The 18974-nt window shown below is 39.0% G+C and carries 14 protein-coding genes; 10 read left to right on the forward strand and 4 right to left on the reverse strand.

Annotated features, from left to right (window positions below; genetic code table 11):
- Positions 1-132: 132 nt before the first annotated feature.
- The 6 genes from cmk (at position 133) to pyrF (ending at position 5275) form a co-directional block, all read left to right on the forward strand.
- Complete coding sequence (gene cmk / locus BTO23_RS02290; RefSeq protein ID WP_060991474.1) at positions 133-807, forward strand: (d)CMP kinase; 675 nt, start codon at positions 133-135, stop codon at positions 805-807.
- A gap of 95 nt (positions 808-902) precedes the next feature.
- On the forward strand, positions 903-2576 hold the full coding sequence (gene rpsA / locus BTO23_RS02295; protein ID WP_060991473.1) for a 30S ribosomal protein S1: 1674 nt from the start codon (positions 903-905) through the stop codon (positions 2574-2576).
- Positions 2577-2633: 57 nt separating this feature from the next.
- Positions 2634-2915, forward strand: coding sequence for an integration host factor subunit beta (ihfB, locus tag BTO23_RS02300; RefSeq protein ID WP_045102545.1), 282 nt, complete (start codon positions 2634-2636; stop codon positions 2913-2915).
- Positions 2916-3049: 134 nt separating this feature from the next.
- Complete coding sequence (locus BTO23_RS02305; protein ID WP_060991472.1) at positions 3050-3334, forward strand: LapA family protein; 285 nt, start codon at positions 3050-3052, stop codon at positions 3332-3334.
- 7 nt (positions 3335-3341) lie between these two features.
- Positions 3342-4511 (forward strand): lipopolysaccharide assembly protein LapB, encoded by a 1170-nt coding sequence (lapB, locus tag BTO23_RS02310; protein WP_060991471.1) that lies wholly within the window; start codon positions 3342-3344, stop codon positions 4509-4511.
- A gap of 59 nt (positions 4512-4570) precedes the next feature.
- Entirely contained in the window at positions 4571-5275 is a 705-nt protein-coding gene (pyrF, locus tag BTO23_RS02315; protein ID WP_061002922.1) for an orotidine-5'-phosphate decarboxylase, read from the forward strand.
- A gap of 112 nt (positions 5276-5387) precedes the next feature.
- On the opposite strand, the gene metG is transcribed toward pyrF, so the two are convergent.
- Complete coding sequence (gene metG / locus BTO23_RS02320) at positions 5388-7448, reverse strand: methionine--tRNA ligase (RefSeq protein ID WP_105062875.1); 2061 nt, start codon at positions 7446-7448, stop codon at positions 5388-5390.
- Between the two features lie 132 nt (positions 7449-7580).
- Here metG and apbC point away from each other — a divergent pair, with 132 nt between their 5' ends.
- The 3 genes from apbC to BTO23_RS02335 all read left to right on the forward strand — a co-directional run bounded on the left by apbC (position 7581) and on the right by BTO23_RS02335 (position 11711).
- Positions 7581-8648: an iron-sulfur cluster carrier protein ApbC gene (gene apbC, locus BTO23_RS02325; protein ID WP_061030175.1), complete on the forward strand. Its 1068-nt coding sequence runs from the start codon at positions 7581-7583 to the stop codon at positions 8646-8648.
- A gap of 104 nt (positions 8649-8752) precedes the next feature.
- The gene (udk, locus tag BTO23_RS02330) at positions 8753-9400 is read left to right on the forward strand and encodes a uridine kinase (protein WP_060991467.1); all 648 of its coding nucleotides are present in this window, start codon (positions 8753-8755) and stop codon (positions 9398-9400) included.
- Positions 9401-9575: 175 nt separating this feature from the next.
- Entirely contained in the window at positions 9576-11711 is a 2136-nt protein-coding gene (locus tag BTO23_RS02335) for an AsmA family protein (RefSeq protein WP_061030170.1), read from the forward strand.
- A gap of 82 nt (positions 11712-11793) precedes the next feature.
- On the opposite strand, the gene cobO is transcribed toward BTO23_RS02335, so the two are convergent.
- Positions 11794-12396, reverse strand: a complete 603-nt coding sequence (gene cobO, locus BTO23_RS02340) for a cob(I)yrinic acid a,c-diamide adenosyltransferase (RefSeq protein WP_060991465.1) — start codon at positions 12394-12396, stop codon at positions 11794-11796.
- A 133-nt stretch (positions 12397-12529) separates the two neighbouring features.
- On the opposite strand from cobO, the gene BTO23_RS02345 reads away from it, so the two are divergent.
- A complete protein-coding gene (locus BTO23_RS02345; protein ID WP_061030168.1) occupies positions 12530-13981 on the forward strand; it encodes an HD domain-containing phosphohydrolase in 1452 nt (483 codons plus the stop codon).
- A 74-nt stretch (positions 13982-14055) separates the two neighbouring features.
- Here the strand turns inward: BTO23_RS02345 and BTO23_RS02350 are convergent, their stop codons facing one another.
- Both BTO23_RS02350 and rne read right to left on the reverse strand, forming a co-directional pair.
- Entirely contained in the window at positions 14056-15603 is a 1548-nt protein-coding gene (locus BTO23_RS02350) for a SulP family inorganic anion transporter (protein ID WP_060991463.1), read from the reverse strand.
- Positions 15604-15778: 175 nt separating this feature from the next.
- Positions 15779-18775, reverse strand: coding sequence for a ribonuclease E (rne, locus tag BTO23_RS02355; RefSeq protein WP_105062876.1), 2997 nt, complete (start codon positions 18773-18775; stop codon positions 15779-15781).
- Positions 18776-18974: the final 199 nt, after the last annotated feature.

Here is an 18974-nt window from a genome sequence, read left to right on the forward strand (position 1 = left end):
TTTACGTTGATGTAAGCCCTGTGTAAAAAACATAGGGCTTTTTTAGTTTTTAATAAACTAAAGTATATAAATAATCTGACTTGGGTATAATGCGCTCGTAGAAACCAATCACAATAATTAATGGAGAACTCCATGACTACTCATTCACCAGTCGTTACTGTTGATGGTCCAAGTGGAGCAGGTAAAGGCACTTTGTGCATGTTACTTGCAGAAAAGCTAGGTTATAATTTATTAGATTCTGGTGCTATATACCGTGTATTAGCATTAGCTGCAATTCACCATGGTGTTGATTTAGAATCAGAAGATGCACTTGTTCCTTTAGCTGCCAATTTGGATGTGCAGTTCAAAGCGGAAGGTGAGCTAGTTAAAGTGATTCTTGAAGGTGAAGATGTATCTTCAGAGCTTCGTAAAGAAGAAACGGGAATGGCAGCGTCAAAAGTAGCTGCATTACCGCAAGTTCGTGAGGCGTTATTACGTCGTCAACGAGCATTTTCTGCATCACCGGGCCTTATCGCAGATGGTCGTGATATGGGTACCGTTGTGTTTCCTACCGCAGAAGTTAAGATATTTTTAGATGCAAGTGCCGAAGAACGTGCGAATCGCCGAATGAAGCAGTTGCAACAGAAGGGGTTAGATGTTAAATTTGACCGTCTTTTAGGCGAAATTCAAGAACGTGATGATCGAGACCGCAATAGAGCTGTCGCGCCATTACGTCCTGCTGAAGACGCTTTAGTATTAGATTCAACGTCAATGAATATTGATGAAGTTGTAGCGCAAGCTATTGCTTTTATTGAATCTAAGCTATAATTGAAACTTAGTTAGTTGCAAGGATGATAACTAACCTTACTATCAACCCCATGCGGTAGGATACCCATGGACGTTTAATATTGAAGATCAAATTAATGACTGAATCTTTTGCTCAACTCTTTGAAGAGTTTCTATCTGAAACTGAATTCCAACAAGGCAGCATCGTTAAAGGTACTGTAGTAGCTATCGAGAACGGTTTCGTTCTTGTTGACGCTGGCCTTAAGTCTGAAGCAGCTATCCCAGCTGAACAATTCAAGAACGCAGCTGGCGAACTTGAAGTTGAAGTTGGTTCTGAAGTAGACGTTGCTCTTGACGCTGTTGAAGACGGTTTCGGTGAAACTCAACTTTCTCGTGAGAAAGCGAAGCGTCACGAAGCTTGGATTCAACTTGAAAAAGCATACGAAGATGCTGAAACAGTTATGGGTGTTATTAACGGTAAAGTTAAAGGCGGCTTCACAGTTGAACTTAACGGTATCCGTGCATTCCTACCTGGTTCTCTTGTTGATGTACGTCCAGTACGTGACACTCTGCACCTTGAAGGCAAAGAGCTAGAGTTCAAAGTAATCAAACTTGACCAAAAGCGTAACAACGTTGTTGTTTCACGTCGTGCTGTTATCGAATCTGAAAACAGTGTTGAACGTGACGAGTTACTTGCTTCTCTACAAGAAGGCATGGAAGTTAAAGGTATCGTTAAGAACCTTACTGACTACGGTGCATTCGTTGATCTAGGTGGCGTTGACGGTCTACTACACATCACAGATATGGCTTGGAAGCGTGTTAAACACCCATCTGAGATCGTAAATGTTGGTGACGAGATCAATGTTAAAGTTCTTAAGTTCGATCGTGAGCGCACTCGTGTTTCTCTAGGTCTTAAGCAACTTGGCGAAGATCCATGGGTAGCTATCGCTAAGCGTTACCCAGAAGGTCACAAACTTTCTGGTCGTGTTACTAACCTAACTGATTACGGCTGCTTCGTTGAAATCGAAGAAGGCGTTGAAGGTCTAGTACACGTTTCTGAAATGGATTGGACTAACAAGAACATCCACCCTTCTAAAGTTGTTAATGTAGGCGACGAAGTTGAGGTTATGGTTCTTGAGATTGACGAAGAACGTCGTCGTATCTCTCTAGGTCTGAAACAATGTAAAGCTAACCCTTGGCAGACATTCGCTGAAGCGCAAGCTAAAGGCGACCACGTTACTGGTAAGATCAAATCTATCACTGACTTTGGTATCTTCATCGGTCTTGACGGCGGCATCGACGGTCTAGTTCACCTATCTGACATTTCTTGGAATGCTACAGGTGAAGACGCGGTACGTGAGTACAAGAAAGGCGACGAAATCTCTGCTGTTGTTCTAGCTGTTGATGCTGAGCGTGAGCGTATTTCTCTAGGTGTTAAACAAATGGAAGAAGACCCATTTAACAACTACCTAGCAGACAACAAGAAAGGTACTCTAGTAAACGGTACTGTTTCAGCTGTTGACGCTAAAGGCGCTACAATCACTCTTGCAGATAGCGTAGAAGGTTACATCCGTACTTCTGAGCTTTCTCGTGACCGTGTTGAAGATGCATCTCTAATCCTAAGCGTTGGCGATAGCGTTGAAGCGAAGTTCACTGGTGTAGACCGTAAGAACCGCGTAGTTAACCTATCTATCAAAGCTAAAGATGAAGCTGATGAGCAAGAAGCAATGGCTTCACTGAACACTAAGTCTGAAGACGGTGGTTTCGGTAACGCAATGGCTGACGCTTTCAAAGCAGCTAAAGGCGAATAAGTAAATTTAAAGGGAGCGTAATGCTCCCTTTTCTTTCGATAACGTAGGAGGTCATTTATGACAAAATCTGAACTGATTGAACAACTGTGTAGTAAAAAGCCTCAACTTTCTGCTAAGCAGGTTGAAGATACAGTCAAGGAAATCCTTGAACAGATGGCAACAACGCTAGAAGGCGGTGATCGTATAGAGATTCGTGGTTTTGGTAGTTTTTCTCTACACTATCGAGAGCCTCGTTTAGGTCGTAATCCGAAAACTGGTGATAAGGTTGAATTAGACGGTAAGTTTGTTCCTCACTTTAAACCAGGTAAAGAACTGCGTGAACGTGTGAATTTCAGCTAATGTAAATTAGTATATAAAAACGGCATACTTTTGAGTATGCCGTTTTTTTATGTTCATTTTCAGTGCATTTAGGTGTATCTTTAGAGCAGTAAAATAATATATTGTTAGATATTCATTAACTGGAGGGAAGACCAGTGAAAATTGTAATTGCAGTTTTATTAATTGCTTTATTTCTGATTTCACTCGCTGTTGGCGCACAGAATCAGATCGTAGTTAATTTTAATTATTTATTAGCACAAGGCGATTTCCAACTATCAACTTTACTTGGTATTTTCTTTGCGACTGGTTTTGGCTTGGGTTGGTTAATCTGTGGCAGTATGTATTTAAAAGCCAGCATGACCCAACGTCGTTTACGTAAACGTCTTGAAAAGAAAACCATCGAATTGGATAAATTACGCTTAGACTCAACAAAAGGGTAATGACTTAATGTTAGAGCTGCTATTCCTATTATTACCTATTGCTGCCGGATATGGCTGGTATATGGGTAACAGGAGTGCGAGACAACAACGTCAAAGAGATACAAATCACCTGTCACGCCAGTATGTGACGGGGTTAAATCTATTGCTTTCTGATCAGTCAGATAAAGCGGTAGATCACTTCATTGAACTACTTCAAGTTGATAGCGATACTATAGATACTCATTTAGCCTTAGGTAATCTTTTTAGAAGCCGAGGTGAGGTTGATCGTGCCATTAAAATTCATCAAAACCTCATTGCTCGTCCAAACCTGACATTAGATCAACGTAATATTGCTCTGCAGCAACTGGCTAAAGACTACATGGTTGCAGGTATTCTTGATCGAGCAGAAAAGATTTTTGAACAGCTTGTTGATGAACCAGATCACAGAGAAGCTGCATTAATGCAGCTTGTTGCAATTCATCAACAAACCCGTGAATGGGAACAAGCAATTAACTTTGCAAATAGCTTAGTTAAAATGGGAAAAAAGAAATTAAAACCAGATATTGCTCATTATTATTGTGAATTGGCAATGCAAGAACTAGCAGATAGCCATATTAATAAAGCTAAGCAAAACCTGAAGAAAGCCTTATCTATTGATAATCAATGTGTCCGTGCCTCTATTATGATGGCCAAATTATTAATGGAAGAAGATAACTTTAAAGGTGCGGTAAGCCAGTTAGAGTCAGTTTTAGATCAAGATATTGAATTTATTAGTGAGGCATTACCTTTACTCGCTGAATGCTACGAACAGCTGGATCGAGAAGGTGCATTACTAAATTTCTTAAAAGAAGCCATTTCAAAAGGGGCAGGTGCAAGTGCTGAGTTGATGTTATCAAATTTGATAGCGAAACATGAAGGTACAGCATTAGCTCAAGGTTATATGACTAAGCAGCTTCTTAAGAATCCAACCATGAAAGGCTTTTATCGCTTAATGGGTTATCACGTAGATGAAGCTGAGGATGGTCGCGCAAAGGCAAGCCTTTCAAGTTTACAAAATTTGGTTGGTGAACAGTTAAAAATGAAACCAAATTATCGATGCAGTAAATGTGGTTTTTCTGCGCATCGTTTATTTTGGCAATGCCCTTCTTGTAAAGGGTGGGGTGTTATTAAGCCGATTAGAGGCTTAGACGGTGAATAATTAAGAGGCGCATGAGTGCCTCTTTTTTTGATTAAAATAAATATAAATAAGGATAGAAAATGAAAGACCAAAAGGTAATCGTTGCGTTGGACTATGATAATCAATCAGATGCATTAGCATTTATTGATAAAATTGATCCTAGTTCATGCCGATTAAAAGTGGGTAAAGAGATGTTTACTCTATTTGGCCCTGAGTTTGTAAAGGAACTTCATAAGCGTGGTTTTTCTGTTTTTCTAGATTTAAAATTTCATGATATTCCTAATACCTGTTCAAAAGCAGTAAGAGCAGCTGCTGAAATGGGAGTATGGATGGTTAATGTTCATGCGAGCGGTGGTGAGCGTATGATGGCGGCATCACGTGAAATCTTAGAACCGTATGGTAAAGATCGCCCATTACTTATTGGTGTTACTGTCTTAACTAGCATGGAGCAGCAAGATTTAGCGGGTATTGGTTTGGATATCGCACCACAAGAACAAGTTAAACGTCTTGCGATGTTGACTAAGAATAGTGGATTAGATGGTGTTGTATGTTCAGCTCAAGAAGCAACCATGTTAAAAGCTGACCTTGGTAAGGAATTTAAGTTAGTGACTCCTGGTATTCGCCCTGCAGGTTCTGCTGTAGGGGACCAAAAACGTATTATGACACCAGTTGATGCGGTGACTTCAGGCTCAGATTACTTAGTGATTGGTCGCCCAATTACACAAGCTGAGAATCCATCGCAAGTATTAAATGAGATTAACCTTTCTTTAGCGTCAGTTTTATAAGTTTGTAATTTGATAGCTGAAAAATTCTAAACTTGTAATCACCTATAAATAGATAAAAAAATAGAGACCATTTGGTCTCTATTTTTGTTTGTAAGCTTCTTTAAAAAAAGAATTACATTACACGCATACCAGGTTGAGCACCTTCGTGTGGTTCAAGGATCCAAAGATCTTTACCACCAGGGCCTGCTGCTAGGATCATACCTTCAGACATACCAAACTTCATCTTACGAGGTTTAAGGTTAGCAACCATAACAGTTAGCTTGCCTTCTAGCTCTTCAGGTTTATATGCTGATTTAATCCCAGAGAATACTTGACGAGTTTCACCGCCGATGTCTAGTTGGAATTTAAGCAGTTTGTTTGCCTTTGGAACTTCTTCACAAGAGATAATACGAGCAATACGCATATCAACAGCTTCGAACGCATCGAATTCAATCTCATCCGCGATTGGTTCTTTGTCTAGTTCAGTTTGGCTTGCTTTTTCTTTTTCCGCTTCTGCTTTCTCTTTTGCTGCCATTTCAATTGCTGCATCTTCTTTTGATGCTTCAACCATTGCTTCTACCTTTTTAGGATCAATACGAGCAAATAGTGCTTTGAACTTAGTGATTTCATGAGACGTTAGTGGTTGTGCAATAGCTTCCCACGTAAGTGTTTCATTTAAGAATGCTTCAGTTCGTGCTGCAAGCTCAGGCATTACTGGTTTTAGATAAGCCATTAATACACGGAATAGGTTAATACCAACAGAAGCGACTTCTTGTAGCTCTTGTTCTTTACCTTCTTCTTTCGCAAGAACCCAAGGTGCTTTTTCGTCAATGTACTGGTTTGCTTTATCAGCAAGCGCGGTAATTTCACGAATAGCACGACTAAATTCACGAGTTTCGTATAGATCAGCAATGCGACTTTCAGCAGCAACAAATTCGTTGTAAAGCTCAGGAGCAACAAAGTTATCAGAAAGTTTGCCATCAAAACGTTTAGTAATGAAGCCAGCGTTACGAGAAGCTAGGTTAACAATCTTGTTTACAACATCAGAGTTTACACGTTGAGTGAAATCTTCAAGGTTTAAATCAAGATCATCAATACGGCTGTTAAGTTTAGCTGCGTAGTAGTAACGTAAACACTCAGGATCTAAGTGATTTAAGTAAGTACCTGCTTTAATGAATGTGCCTTTTGATTTAGACATTTTTGCGCCATTCACAGTAACGTAACCATGAACAAATACATTGTTTGGCTTACGGAAACCTGAGCCTTCTAGCATTGCAGGCCAGAATAGGCTGTGGAAGTAAACAATGTCTTTACCGATGAAGTGGTAAAGCTCTGTTGTGCTGTCTTTCTTCCAGTATTCATCAAAGTTTAGATCGTCACGCTTGTTACACAGGTTTTTAAATGAACCCATGTAGCCAATTGGGGCATCTAGCCAAACGTAGAAGAACTTGTTTGTTTCGCCAGGGATTTCAAAACCAAAATAAGGTGCATCACGAGAGATATCCCATTGCTGCAAACCAGACTCAAACCACTCTTGCATTTTGTTTGCTGTTTCAGTTTGCAGAGAACCAGAACGAGTCCATTCTTTTAGCATGCTTTCAAATTGAGGTAAGTCAAAAAAGAAATGCTCTGAATCTTTCATTACAGGTGTAGCACCTGAAACGGCTGATTTAGGGTTGATTAAATCAGTAGGGCTGTAAGTTTCGCCACAGTTATCACAGTTATCACCGTATTGCTCTTCTGACTTACATTTTGGGCATGTGCCTTTTACAAAACGGTCAGGTAAGAACATCTCTTTTTCAGGATCAAATAACTGAGAGATAGTACGACTAGTAATAAAACCATTCTTTTTTAGCTCTAAATAGATATGAGAAGCTAATTCTCGGTTTTCATCACTGTGTGTGCTGTGATAGTTATCAAAGCTGATGTCGAAGCCTGCGAAATCTTTTTGATGCTCTTCGCTAACTGCTGCAATCATTTCTTCAGGAGTGATACCCATCTGTTGAGCTTTAAGCATGATTGGTGTGCCGTGAGCGTCATCTGCACAAATAAAGTTAACGTCGTTGCCGCGTAAACGTTGGTAACGAACCCAGATATCCGCTTGGATATGCTCAAGCATGTGGCCTAAGTGGATTGAACCGTTTGCATACGGTAGGGCACATGTAACCAGAATTTTTCTCGGATCTGTAGCCATATCTTCTCTTTCGCTTAATGTGATGGGTGAAAATTTTAAGAGATAAATAGTACCTGATGCGAGCCTGAATGCATAGAGGATCAAGGGTTCATTTAGTGATAGGATGAGTAAAAATAACTGAGGAGTGACAAGATGGCATTTACAACGATGGCAGAGATTAAAAATTGGCTCAATGATTTTACACATCCACAGCTTTGTGAAGGCTGGGCGGAGATCCCTAATATGGTCTCTATCTCTGCCGCGGGAATTATTACTGTAACATTGCCTTTTGTTTCTAACTCAGTGGAACATAATTTACTTTCGTGGGTTACAGAGCAAAAAAAACAACTTAACCTTTCTCCTTTAGAGTTGACCGTGACATTTAAAGTCGCAACATTAAAAACAGATAAGCAAGCGGTTAAAGGTGTTAAAAATATTATTGCAGTCAGCTCTGGTAAAGGCGGAGTAGGTAAATCTACGACTGCTGTTAATTTAGCGTTAGCTCTCCAATATTTAGGAGCGAGAGTTGGGATCTTAGATGCCGATATCTATGGTCCCTCAGTTCCCCTAATGCTAGGTGTTGAAGATAAGAAACCAAACATTGTTGATAATAATCGAATGATGCCAGTTGAAGCCCACGGCATTTACAGTAACTCGATTGGTTATTTGGTTGATAAGTCAGAAGCTGCAGTATGGCGTGGTCCTATGGCATCGAAAGCATTATCGCAATTGGTGAATGAAACGTTATGGCCTGATTTAGATTATTTGATTATTGATATGCCACCAGGCACAGGTGATATTCAGCTTACTTTGTCACAACAGATCCCAACCACAGGAGCGGTTATCGTAACAACACCACAAGATTTAGCGTTAACAGACGCTATAAAAGGAGTAAATATGTTTACGAAAGTAGAGATCCCTGTTGTTGGTGTTGTAGAAAATATGAGTATACATATTTGTTCTAATTGCGGTCATGAAGAAGCGATTTTCGGTACTGGTGGCGCCGCATTAATGGCACAACATTATTCAATTCCTTTATTAGGACAACTTCCTTTACATATTGATATTCGTAGTGAGACTGATTCTGGCACCCCAAGCGTTACGTCTAATGCTTCTAGTGCACACAGCCGACTCTATATTGAATTAGCTGAACAAGTTTCAAGCCGTTTATATTGGCAGGGAGAGGTTGTTGCTGACCAAATAATGTTCAAGTCATTGTAGCTTCACACTTATGTGTAATTTTCGGTGGAAAGTGTGGTGAGTAATCCTTATAATCAGGCGGTTTTATTTTAATAACCGTATCTCGCACACTTTAGGTATCTTTTATGTCAGAGAACAGTAATCATCACTGTATTATCGTAGGTATTGCAGGCGCATCAGCTTCAGGTAAGAGTTTGATCGCTTCGACTATTTATAACGAACTACGAGCAAAAGTTGGCGACCACCAAATTGGCGTAATAACTGAAGACAGTTACTACAAGGACCAAAGCCACCTGACCATGGAAGAAAGAGTCAAAACGAATTACGATCACCCAAATGCACTTGATCACCAATTATTAAGTGAGCATCTTGAGCAGTTAATGCGTGGTGAAGCGGTTAATATTCCGACTTATAGCTACACTGAACACACTCGTACTACTGATGTTGAAGTAATGACGCCAAAGAAAGTAATTATTCTTGAAGGTATTTTACTATTAACAGATCCTCGTTTACGTAATTTAATGCACGCAAGTGTGTTCATGGATACACCTTTAGATATTTGCTTATTACGTCGCGCTAAACGTGATGTAGAAGAACGTGGCCGTACTATGGAGTCGGTATTTGAACAATATCAAAAAACAGTTCGCCCAATGTTCATGCAATTTATTGATCCATCTAAGCAACATGCTGACATTATCGTTCCACGTGGTGGTAAAAACCGCATTGCAATTGATGTATTAAAAGCACACATTTCTCGTTTATTGAAAGCATAATAAAACGCAATTAAATAAATAGGTCGACGTTATCGTTGGCCTTTTTTTTGTCTGATTTCTGTCACTTCCTGTTATTTAGGTATATAACTATAGGTAACCCTATGTTTATTATGCTTAAGTAGTGGCATAATTAACACTCTTGTTACCATTTCAATACATTAGATGGATTTTGGCCGTGAAAAAAATAGCCCTATTAATTAGCATACCCTTTATCGCTATCATTGCCGCTTTATTGGTGCTGGTATTACTTGTTAACCCTAACGACTTTAAACCTTTGATAAAAGAGCAAGTTGAAGCTCAAACGGGTCGTCAATTAAGCATTGATGGTGATATTGAATGGCGATTTTTTCCATCTATCGGTTTTTCTATAGGAAAGACAGCCTTAAGCAACCCTAAAGGATTTGCGACATCAGATTTAGTGAAGTTTGATAATGCAATTTTGGATCTTAATGTACGACCATTATTTCACCATGAAATAAATATAGGATTAGTTACTTTAGATGGTGCTTCTTTTACATTACATACATTAAAAGATGGTTCGACTAACCTTGATAGCTTAACACCTAAGAAAGCTGAAGTAGGACCTGAAGCGTCAGTATCAGAAGAGGTGAATGTAGCAGCTAACACTAGTGAACACTCTCAACCAAGCACAAGTATTAACGATTGGAAAATCACACTAGAAGGCATTGCCTTAACGAATGCAGAAGTGCTTATTCAAGATGATAGAGCAGGGTCAAAGACAAAATTAAATGATATCAATTTATCATTGTCTCAATTTAGTCCGGGAGAATGGGCGCGCTTAACGTTTGATGTGAAAGGCGATTTAGGTCAACAGAAAATATCACTTGCTGGTAAAACTGATTTAAATATCGCAACCACATTGGATGCAGCATCCTTAAAACAAACTGAGTTTATGGCATCATATTCAGATGCTGTGAATAAATTTGATGACATTACCTTCACGATTGATCAATTTTCTTTTGGTGAGTGGGCTAACATTAAACTTATTGCAAAAGGAAAGGCAAATGAGTTGATGGTTAACTCCGATTCTTCTTTTGCCGTTAATGTACCTAACACATTAGATCTTATCCGCATTAAGTCATTTAAAAGTACCAATAACGTAAAAGGTAAAGGTTTACCAAATGAAGACGTTACTGCCGTTATTGGTTTTGATAGTTCATTTGATTTAAGTAAGTCCTTATTAAAGGTAGAAAAACTTACCTTATCAGCTGTTGATACTGATTTTACCGGTAAAGCGAGTGTTGAGTTAAAAGATATTCCTAAAGTCCACTTTTCTTTACGTAGTCCTAATATTGATGTTGATGCATTATTAGCAACATTACCAAAAGGTGATACTCAAGTAGCCGATGGAAAAGTGAAAACAGGGACATCAAATAGCACATCAAAACCAGTTAAAGAAGTTGAACCTGATTTAAGTGCATTAAAAACATTAGATGTTGCAGGTATTATCATCATTGATAAATTTAAAGCCAATAATGCAAAAATGCAGAATGTAGAATCGGTGTTTTCGATAAATCGAGGAGTATTTAAGCTAAGTAAGTTCTATTCTGATTTATACAGTGGTGCTATTGATATGACGGCGACTCTTGATGCTCGTAAGCCGACACCAAGCTATGCGATTAAGCAAGCAATTAAAGGTGTTAAAGTCGCCCCATTGCTAATTGATGTTATGGGAGAAAGCCTAATCGAAGGTACAGGTAATATTACCCTTAATATTTCAGGTCAGAGTTTAAAACCGACAGCATTGAAACAAAACTTAAAAGGTAAAGCGTCGATTAATTTTGCCGATGGTGCGGTAAACGGGGTAAATATTCCACTATTGATCAGAACTACTTATGCCAAAATTAAAGGTGAAAAAGTTAAAGGCAGTGAAGAGGCAGAAAAAACAGACTTTAGTGCATTGTCTGCAGACTTTTATTTAGCGAAAGGTAATGCAACGACTAAAAATATTAAGATGGTTTCACCATTGTTAAGAATTCATGGTGAAGGATCTGCACACTACATTAATGAAACGGCGAACATGCTAATTAAAACATCAATCGTTGGATCTTTGAAAGGTCAGGGCGGTAAAGATATTAATGATCTTAAAGATGTCACAATCCCTATCCGAATTACAGGTCCTTGGATAAAACCAAAGTATAAACTTGAATTTGATGATGTAATGCAACAGAAAGCGAAAAAAGAAATTGATCGTGGTATTGAGAAGTTAGAAGAAAAATATGGCGATAAAATTAAGGACGAAAAGGTAAAAGAAGCAGCGAATAAATTGTTAAAAGGATTGTTTAATTAACCTAACTTAATAATAGCGCAATAGAAAATGGCCTGTAATATTAATAATGCAGGCCATTTTTTATTACTGAAATTGGTGCTACTTACCAATCTATGCCTTTCAATGCTTTTACTCCAGAATCAAACGCGTGTTTAACACTACGAACTTCAGAAACAGTATCTGCCATTTCTATTAATTCACGGTGCGCAGCTCGCCCAGTAATGACAACAGATTGCATTTTTGGACGATTATTTAATGCCGCTTTTAACTCATCTAAGTCTATATAGCCGTATGTGACCATATAAGTCATCTCATCCAATAAAACTAAGTCAATAGAGTCGTCTGATAAGCTTTTCTTACATTCTTGCCATACTCGTTGTGCTGCTTCTGTATCCGCTGTTTTATCTTGAGTATTCCAAGTGAAGCCTGTTTTCATTACATGAAAGGGAACGCCGTGGCCTTCTAGTAGATTTCTTTCACCACAGTCCCATGTGCCTTTGATAAATTGAGCAACAACACAATTTAATCCATGGCCAACTGCTCTCGCTACTGTTCCAAAGCCAGATGTTGTTTTCCCTTTTCCATTACCAGTAACAACAATTAATAAGCCTTTTTCTATTTGTGCTTCTTCTACACGCTTATCGACGTTCTCTTTTATCTTTGATTGACGTTGTTTGTAACGTTCATCTTTTGAGCTGCTATTCATTATTCTCTCCATGTTAGATCTTGAATCATAGCAATGAATAAATAAGAGTGGAACCTGTTCATAACAGAGGTCGGATTGAAATTTATCTTTGTTAGTGTGATGATTGTGTTAATTATAAAATAGAGTCATAGAAATGAATTATAAATTAAATAAAAAGAGCATTACTTGCTTATATGTTTTCGCTGCGGTTGTTTTTGCTTTTTACGGTGTATTTGTTTGTCCTTTTATTGAATCCTTACCTCGAGGTGTTGTCTTTTTTGAGGTCAATATGACATTTATATTAATGTTAATAAGTCGATTTTTCGTCATCCCCCGTCTTACTTTCTTTAGTCTGAAATCCTCATTTGCAACAGAAGTTGTCTTGTTTTCTTTGTTTGGATTAGTTATGTCAGCTTATATGGGGACGATTTATGGTTTCCCAATTGAAAGTAACCTTAAAGTTATTTTTGGCATGGTAATCTTAGGGGTATTTACTGGAATAATAACAACACAAATTAGATTGATTGAACGCTATGAAAATATGCCTAAGCAATTCGCAGTTAATACCGTTCTGCATGGAGATAGGGAATCTATAACCCAACAATTTACGATGTTAATTGTTCTACTTGTCATCGCATTAACAACTACATTAGTCATGATCGCAGTTAAAGATTTATTTTGGTTAGAAAGTGCTGAGAACTATTATTTAAGTGGTGAAGGTAAAATAAGCATAATTAAAGAGTTTATTTTTGTGAGTTTTATTCTTTTTCTATACACATTCTCAGTCGTATTTTTGTGGGGAAAGAAATTATCACTTATTTTAAATATGAAAGAGAAAACATTAAATAACGTAGCAGGAGGTGCTCTGAGTGATCGCTTACCTGTTTATAATAATGACGAATTTGGTGTTTTAGCTTCATTAACTAATAAGATGTTATCTAGCTTAGAAGAAAGCCAGACAGAGATCCAACAGACTCGAGATTCTGCTATTGTTGGTTTATCCGCTTTGGCTGAATCAAGAGATAACGAAACGGGTGCGCATATATTACGAACTCAAGAATATATTCGAGTGCTTGCCTTTGATTTAAGAAAGAAAGCAGGCTACTCCAATGTATTAACAGATAGCTACATTAATTTACTTTTTAAATCGGCGCCATTACATGATGTCGGTAAGGTTGGGATCCCTGATGCTATTTTACTTAAACCTGGAAAGTTAACCGATGAAGAATTTGAGATAATGAAAGGTCATGCAATTATTGGAGCAAAAGCACTTGAAGTCGCAGAATCTCAAATGGAAGGTGAAAGCTCATTCTTGCAACTGGCTAAAGAAATCGCACTAACTCATCATGAGAAATGGAATGGCAGTGGTTACCCTCAACAATTAAAAGGTGACGATATTCCTTTATCTGGTCGATTAATGGCTTTGGCTGATGTCTATGATGCTCTTATATCAAAACGAGTTTATAAACCCGGTTTTAGTCATGAGAAGGCAAGAAATATTATTTTAGAAGGTAAGGGCAGTCATTTTGACCCAATTATTGTAGAGTCTTTTTTAAGTGTAGAAATGGAATTTAAAAAGATAGCAGAGCAATATCAAGACAGTTAAATATAAAAAATCCCGATAGGATAACCATATCGGGATTTTTATTATCGATCAATTCTTTTGAATTATAACTCTATTTACTGGCTTACAACCTTGTAGATAGGATCTTCTTGAACATTAATTTCAACTAGGCTTCCTGCTTTATTTAATAAAGCATGGCAGTCTTGGCTTAAGTGACGAAGATGCACTTTTTTGCCCGCTTTAGAGTAACGATCAGAAATAGTATCAACAGCTTCAATTGCTGAATGGTCTACGACGCGTGACGTAGCAAAATCAATAATGATATCTTGAGGATCATTCTCTACATCAAATAATTCTAAGAAATTAGCTGCAGAGCCAAAGAAGATTGGGCCATTAATTTCATATACTTTAGAGCCTTCATCATTCATAGAGTTTGTTGAGTAAATATGTTTTGCGTGTTGCCATGCAAACATAAGTGCCGATGCAATAACACCTACACCAACAGCCACAGCAAGGTCAGTTAGAACCGTTACAACAGTTACCAATACAATTACAAAGAAGTCTTGTTTTGGTACGCGACGAGCTAGTTTGAACGTTGCCCATTCAAAAGTACCGATAACTACCATAAACATAACACCAACTAATGCTGCTAGTGGGATCATCTCAATTAAGCCTGAAGCAAATAAGATAAAGCCAAGTAGAGCAAGTGCTGCTGTAATACCAGATAGACGACCGCGACCACCAGAATTAACGTTGATCATAGATTGACCAATCATCGCACAACCCCCCATCGCACCAAACACAGAACAAGTTACGTTTGCAACGCCTTGACCTACACATTCACGATTAGATTGGCCACGAGTCCCTGTCATTTCATCAATTACAGTTAGAGTTAACAATGATTCAATTAGGCCGATAGCCGCTAAGATAAGTGCGTAAGGGAAGATTATGTACAGTGTTTCTAAAGATAATGGAACATTAGGTACAGCAAAAGTAGGTAGAGAGCCTGCTAAAGTAGCAGCTTCATCACCACTCATGGTACGTAGAAAATCAACAACAGTACGAGTATCTAAACCTAAGCCTTGAACTAACCCTGTAACAACAATGATAGCAACCAGTGAAGAAGGTACTGCTGTTGTTAATTTAGGTAAGAAGTGAATAATTGCCATAGTTACAGCAACCAAGCCAAGCATTAGCATCATTTGGTCGCCCTGAAGCCAATCTAAATTACCTAGTGCGTCAGGCGCTTTAAACTGACCTAATTGAGCAAGGAATATGACGATAGCTAAACCGTTCACGAAACCGATCATCACTGGGTGTGGCACGATACGAATGAATTTACCTAATTTGAATAAACCAGCTGTTATTTGTAGTAGGCCAGCGAGTAAGATTGCTGCAAAAAGGTACTGTACGCCGTGAACTGCTACTAAGCTAACCATTACAACTGCCATTGCGCCAGTTGCGCCAGAAATCATTCCTGGGCGACCACCAATAATTGATGTAATTAAACCGACAATGAAAGCAGCATATAGGCCAACCATAGGGTCAACACCAGCAACAAAGGCGAAAGCAACAGCTTCAGGGACTAGAGCTAACGCAACGGTTAACCCTGATAGAACATCATTCTTCACTGAATGATTAGAAAATTTTGGGAATTCAAACATTATTTTTAGATATCTTCTTGGTTGTTTTTCAAGCATGGTATGGCGCGAATCGTACAGAAAAGCGTGATGAACTTCAATATCTATTCAGATTATTGATATAAAAAAAGCAAGTTACACCGAAATGTAACTTGCTTAATTAGATGGTTTTATTATTTAGAGGCTAGTGCCTAAAAAATTATAAACCAGCTGTTTTTGCCATTGCTGCACTTGCTTTACCTGTAGCTGTTTGGCTACCGGCTTGCTTAGGTGTAAAGCGTTCAGTTCTGAATGCTGCAGCTGTTACAGTGATTTCTTTAATCTCTGTAGGGCCGGTTGCTTTTGTCATGCCTGAAGATGCTTGACCTTTATATTGTCGCTTAGCAGTCACAACATCAGCTTTAGATGACGTTTCTATTGCAACTTCAATAACAGGTGTTGGTTCTACTACTTCAACAGGAGCGATTTTCTCTTCAACAATAACTTCTACTGGTTCGATAGCAACTGGTGCCTCTACTTTAGTCGGTTCTACTGCTGCTGGAGTTGCTACTACTGGTGTTTCTACAATAGGAGCTTCAACTATAACTGCTTCTTCAACAGTTGGAGTTGCTACATAAGGAAGTAATACTTTACCCATCGCCATTTCAGGGAAAGCAACACCACCAACTAGTGTTTTCACTATTGTTGGTTTGTTTGCTTCATCTTGTGCATTTTGAGTATCGTTATCAACAAATTTTTCTTGTTGTTGTCTAGCTAATTTCTGCTCTAAGATTCGAGCGTAATCAGGATAAACTTTACCCATAGCCATTTCAGGTGATGCAACACCAGCAAATAGACGCGCAGGATTTACAGGACGGCGATCACGACGACGACGGCGTTGACCACTTGCACGCAAATGACGAGGTGAACGGCGATTACGACGTTGTCCTTCTTTACGCTCTGTATTTGCTTCAGTTGCTACTGCAGGTTGTTGTGCTTGTGCTTCAACTTCAGTTGTTGCGACAACTTTAGTTTCTACTTCTGCTTCAACTGCTTGACCAGTACGAACTTTTTTCTGTAGCTGACGACGTTGACGACGTTGTTTTACTTGAACTGCCTTCTCGCGTTTTTCAGCTGGTTTTTCTGATGCTTGCGCAGGTGTTTGTTGCGCTTCAGCTGCCAACTGAATACCTTGTTCTGCAATTTCTTTGCGAACTTTAGGTTGTTTCGTTGGTTTATTTTCAGTTGCTTTTACTGGTTTAGTTACAGCAACTGGAGCATCTTCAACTTTCTTACCACGACGATTATCATTACGATTTTCGTTGTTGTTACGATTGTCATTACCGTTACGACGATTATTACGGTTGTTACGACCATTTTCGTTACGACGACGATCGTTATTACGGTTTTGATTACGACGTTGCGGTTGTGCTGGTTTTTCTTCTTCTTTTTTCTCAGTTTCAGCAGGCGCTGCTTCTGGTGCAGAGAAGAAGTTAGCAATCGCAGAGAAGAAACGGTTAATTAAACCTGGTTTTTCTTCTGTTGTTGCTGAAGCTTTAGGTGCTGTAGTTTTTGTTTCTGGAGCTTTAGCTACTGGCGCTGCTTGAGTTGGAGCACTAAAACCTTGAAGAACTGGTTCTTCACGCTTTCTTGGTGCAACATTAATAGCAGGAACTTCTTTTGCTTCTGCTTCACGTAATGCTTCTAACTTCTTAGGTAGAAGGTAAGACAGCATTTCTTGTTCTTCACCTTCACGGATACGAATCACTTCAAAATGAGGCGTTTCCATATCAGAATTCGGAACAATGATTACGCGAACGCTATGGAATTTCTCAATATGCTGAACGGAACGACGTTTTTCATTCAGTAAGTAAGAAGCAATAGCAACAGGAACAACAGCAAGCACTTGAGTTGTGTTGTCTTTTAGAGATTCTTCTTCGATTAAACGAAGTACAGAAAGTGCAAGAGATTCATTATCACGAACTACGCCTGTACCCGTACAACGAGGACAAATGTGATGACTTGCTTCAGCTAAAGACGGGCTTAAGCGTTGGCGAGACATTTCTAATAAACCAAAGCGAGAAATACGACCAATTTGAACACGAGCACGGTCCATACGAACAGCTTCACGCATACGGTTTTCTACTTCACGTTGGTGACGAACTGGCGTCATGTCGATGAAGTCGATAACAACTAGGCCGCCCAAATCACGTAAACGTAATTGGCGAGCAATTTCATCTGCTGCTTCTAGGTTAGTATTTAATGCTGTTTCTTCGATATCGCCGCCTTTTGTTGCACGAGCAGAGTTGATATCAATAGAAGTAAGAGCTTCTGTTGGATCAATAACAATCGATCCACCAGAAGGTAAGCGCACTTCACGTTCAAAGGCAGATTCAATCTGGCTTTCAATTTGGTAGTGGCTGAATAGCGGTACTTCGCCTTCATACAACTTAACGCGAGATAAGAAATCAGGACGAATAAGTTGGATGTGCTGACGAGCACGATCAAAAATTGTTGGGCTATCAATCAAGATCTCGCCAATATCACGACGTAAGTAATCACGAATTGCGCGAACAATTACATTACTTTCTTGGTGAATAAGGAAAGGTGCTTGGTTTGATTCAGAGGCGTGTTTAACGGCTTCCCAATGATTTAGGAGTACGTTTAAATCCCATTCAAGTTCTTCTGCTGATTTACCAACGCCGGCAGTACGAACAATTAGACCCATACCTTGAGGTAGTTCTAATGTGCTTAATGCTGCTTTTAATTGAGTACGTTCTTCACCTTCGATACGACGAGAAATACCGCCAGCACGAGGGTTATTAGGCATAAGAACAAGGTAGCTACCAGCCAGAGATATGAACGTTGTTAAAGCTGCGCCTTTGTTGCCACGCTCTTCTTTTTCAACTTGAACAATAACTTCTTGGCCTTCTTTCAATACGTCCTTAATATTTGGACGACCTTGATAAGTGTAACCTTGTGGGAAATATTCTTTAGCGATTTCCTTAAGGGGAAGGAAACCGTGGCGATCAGCACCGTAATCAACAAAAGCTGCTTCCAAGCTTGGTTCGATACGTGTGATTTTGCCTTTATAAATATTTGCTTTCTTAGATTCGTGACCAGGGCTTTCGATATCTAGATCAAAAAGGCGTTGGCCATCAACTAATGCGACGCGCAACTCTTCCTTTTGGGTTGCGTTAATCAACATTCTTTTCATTAGGGAATACTCATTACAAATTGTCGAGCTTGTTTGTCCACTTCCATTTCAAATGGTGCCAGATCCCAAGGCTGATTACATGTGCAGCCTCACGGCTGGAACTCAGGGATGCTCTAGGGCACAATCCACATCAACACTATCGATAAAATAGTGCTGATCCGCAATTATTCGCGGTCGTTAAAACATAAAAAATGGTTTA

This window comes from Aliivibrio sifiae (genome assembly GCF_002954715.1).
GTDB lineage: Bacteria > Pseudomonadota > Gammaproteobacteria > Enterobacterales > Vibrionaceae > Aliivibrio > Aliivibrio sifiae.

Bases quoted from the DNA above. Each gene is read 5' to 3' on its own strand.
- cmk (WP_060991474.1), top strand. From the start codon at position 133: ATGACTACTCATTCACCAGTCGTTACTGTTGATGGTCCAAGTGGAGCA.
- rpsA (WP_060991473.1), top strand. From the start codon at position 903: ATGACTGAATCTTTTGCTCAACTCTTTGAAGAGTTTCTATCTGAAACT.
- ihfB (WP_045102545.1), top strand. From the start codon at position 2,634: ATGACAAAATCTGAACTGATTGAACAACTGTGTAGTAAAAAGCCTCAA.
- lapB (WP_060991471.1), top strand. From the start codon at position 3,342: ATGTTAGAGCTGCTATTCCTATTATTACCTATTGCTGCCGGATATGGC.
- pyrF (WP_061002922.1), top strand. From the start codon at position 4,571: ATGAAAGACCAAAAGGTAATCGTTGCGTTGGACTATGATAATCAATCA.
- metG (WP_105062875.1), bottom strand. From the start codon at position 7,448: ATGGCTACAGATCCGAGAAAAATTCTGGTTACATGTGCCCTACCGTAT.
- apbC (WP_061030175.1), top strand. From the start codon at position 7,581: ATGGCATTTACAACGATGGCAGAGATTAAAAATTGGCTCAATGATTTT.
- udk (WP_060991467.1), top strand. From the start codon at position 8,753: ATGTCAGAGAACAGTAATCATCACTGTATTATCGTAGGTATTGCAGGC.
- cobO (WP_060991465.1), bottom strand. From the start codon at position 12,396: ATGAATAGCAGCTCAAAAGATGAACGTTACAAACAACGTCAATCAAAG.
- BTO23_RS02345 (WP_061030168.1), top strand. From the start codon at position 12,530: ATGAATTATAAATTAAATAAAAAGAGCATTACTTGCTTATATGTTTTC.
- BTO23_RS02350 (WP_060991463.1), bottom strand. From the start codon at position 15,603: ATGTTTGAATTCCCAAAATTTTCTAATCATTCAGTGAAGAATGATGTT.
- rne (WP_105062876.1), bottom strand. From the start codon at position 18,775: ATGAAAAGAATGTTGATTAACGCAACCCAAAAGGAAGAGTTGCGCGTC.